The organism is Candidatus Symbiothrix dinenymphae (assembly GCF_001431085.1).
The window spans coordinates 1-2638 of sequence record NZ_BBRU01000571.1; the positions used below are offsets into that span (position 1 = coordinate 1).

The 2638-nt window shown below is 47.8% G+C and carries 4 protein-coding genes; all 4 read right to left on the reverse strand.

The genetic code is table 11. The annotated features are described in order from the left end of the window. Nucleotides 1-1301 (reverse strand): anthranilate synthase component I family protein (locus tag ASC50_RS06005; protein WP_056928820.1); only part of this gene is annotated, 1301 nt, incomplete at its 3' end. Continuing rightward, nucleotides 1298-1627, reverse strand: a complete 330-nt coding sequence (locus ASC50_RS06010; protein ID WP_055432965.1) for a hypothetical protein — start codon at nucleotides 1625-1627, stop codon at nucleotides 1298-1300. The genes ASC50_RS06005 and ASC50_RS06010, both read right to left, overlap by 4 nt. Then, complete coding sequence (locus ASC50_RS07305; RefSeq protein ID WP_158648530.1) at nucleotides 1611-1802, reverse strand: hypothetical protein; 192 nt, start codon at nucleotides 1800-1802, stop codon at nucleotides 1611-1613. The genes ASC50_RS06010 and ASC50_RS07305 overlap by 17 nt, the downstream gene beginning before the upstream one ends. Before the next feature lie 66 nt (nucleotides 1803-1868). After that, nucleotides 1869-2638: GDP-mannose 4,6-dehydratase (locus ASC50_RS06015; RefSeq protein ID WP_056928821.1), on the reverse strand; the 770-nt coding region annotated here is incomplete at its 5' end.

Here is a 2638-nt window from a genome sequence, read left to right on the forward strand (position 1 = left end):
GAGAGGTGGTTTTTTTGCGGAGGGAGGGGGGGGGGGGTGGGGGCTTGGTGGGGGCCCCATTTTAAGCCGATGTGGCCGATGCAGCCGCCGTAGGCACCGCGGTTGTGCGGCTCAATGTCGCGGATGAGTTCCATCGCCCGCATTTTTGGTGCGCCGGAGAGCGTTCCGGCGGGGAAGGTGTCGGCATAAATCTGGATGGTGTTGGTGTCCGGTTGCACTTCGCCCACCACGCGCGACACGAGATGGATGACGTGCGAGTAAAATTGCACTTCCTTGTAGAAATCTACGTGCACGTTTTCGGTGTTTTTGCTCAAATCGTTGCGCGCCAAATCTACCAGCATCACATGCTCGGCGTTTTCTTTCGGGTCTTCAAGCAGTGCTTGCGCCAGTTGTTTGTCTTTTTCGTCATCGCCCGTGCGACGGAAAGTGCCCGCGATGGGGTCGATATACGCCTGCCCTTTGGAAATGCCGCAATGCGTTTCGGGGCTGGAGCCAAAGATGCGGAACGACCCAAAATCGAAATAAAACAGGTACGGCGATGGGTTGATGGAACGCAACGCGCGATACACCTTGAAATCATCGCCCGCGAAAGGCTGCGAAAAACAGCGCGAGAGCACGATTTGGAACACATCGCCGCGTTTGCAGTGTTTCACGCCCTGTCGCACCATCTCCTTATACTGCTCATCGGTGACGGTGGATGTTTCTTCGCCCGCCCGCCCAAAATTGTAGGAGGCATAGTTGCGGTTGTTCAGCAACGCCAGCACATCGTCCATTTGGCTCTTTTCATCGCCGATTTTATTCTCAATCACCGTCAATTCGTTGCGAAAATGATTGACCACAATGGTGTAGCGATACAGAATGTAAATCATATCGGGAATATTGCTCGCGCCGAAATCCGCCGTATCGGGGTCGATGGTGTCAAAATATTTCACGGCATTGTAAGACGTGTAGCCGAAAAAACCGTTGTACGAATTGTCATTGCGGGCTTGCCTCGCAATCTCTCCGACTTCAAACGAATGCACAAATTGGTGCAATTCATCGACAATCGCATCCGCAGGCACCGTCTTTTCAACCACCTGCCCATCAGGATATTGCAGCCTCACGGCGCCGTTTTTGACCTCAAACCGCGCCATCGGATTAAGCCCGATGAACGACACCGAATTTTCATTGCCGTGATAATCCGAAGATTCCAGCAACACCGACTCCGGAAACACGTCGCGCACCTTCAAATAGATGCTCACCGGCGTTTGCAAATCCGCCAAAATTGTCTTGCTCTCTGTGTTTAATGTTGTTGTTTTCATAAATGAATTATTGCTAAATCGCTCATATTTCTTGCATTTTCCGCATCCATAACATATATTGTAGTGCCCCCATTTGTAAATTTTCGATAGGCAAAATACCAATTTGTTGCCTTAGAATAATCAACTAAATAATTTTTCCATCGTTGAATAATGCAATAATTTCTGTGTTGAAGTTGCGGCGTACCAACTTTGGGCAACTCTGCAAGCACCTTATCAATATCCCTATCTGCATTGTCCGGAAAATAGGTATTGGGGTATTTCAAAGTTGCATTATAATAGAATTGTCTGATTCTATTACGAACATGGTCATCAACAAGCAACTGCATTTCTTTCTGCTAAAATTTGCCGAGCTTCGTCAATTGCCTCATGACAAGAGCGGCGACATTCTTCGAGTGTCATCCAATTGCGAGTGGCAATAGCTTCTTCTATTCGCCCCTCGTTCCATAATTGAAGAAAGATTTTATCATCTAAATCTTCTTCATACAATGTTTGAGTATTCATAACTTTAAAATTTAAATTAAATTTTTCACTTATTTACGCGACAAAGATACAACAAATTTTCTGTTTTCATTCAAAATAATTCAAAATCCGATAGCCTCCCGCTCTCAAATATGCCTCTTTCTTCATTTCCTTCACATCGCCGGTCATCATGTCTTCAATCAGCGTGTCCAGTGTGTATTGCGGCTCCCACGACAGCTTTGTGCGGGCTTTTGTGGCATCGCCAATCAGCAGTTCTACTTCGGTGGGGCGGAAATATTTGGGGTCCACTTTCACTACCTCTTCGCCAACTCGTTTTTGGATGGCTGCCAGATATTCTGCGCCAATTTTCTGTGTGAATACTGTCGTGTCGATGCTTGTGATTTTGCCCACTTCGCTGGCACCTTCGCCATGAAAAGTGATTGTCACGCCAATTTCTTTGAATGCTTTGGCAATAAAATCGCGGATTGTTGTTGTCACGCCCGTTGCAATCACATAATCGTCCGGCTTTTCCTGTTGGAGAATCAGATACATGGCTTTGATGTAGTCTTTGGCATGTCCCCAGTCGCGTTTGCTGGAGAGATTGCCCATATAAACCTCTTTCTGAATGCCCAACGCAATGCGCGACAGGGCGCGGGTCACTTTGCGGGTCACAAACGTTTCGCCACGCAAGGGTGATTCGTGGTTAAACAAAATGCCGTTGCAGGCAAACATATCGTAAGCCTCGCGGTAGTTGACCGTAATCCAATAGGCATACATTTTCGCCACGGCATACGGACTTCGGGGGTAAAACGGGGTCGCTTCCCGCTGCGGAATTTCCTGCACCAAGCCATACAATTCGGATGTGGAGGCCTGATAGA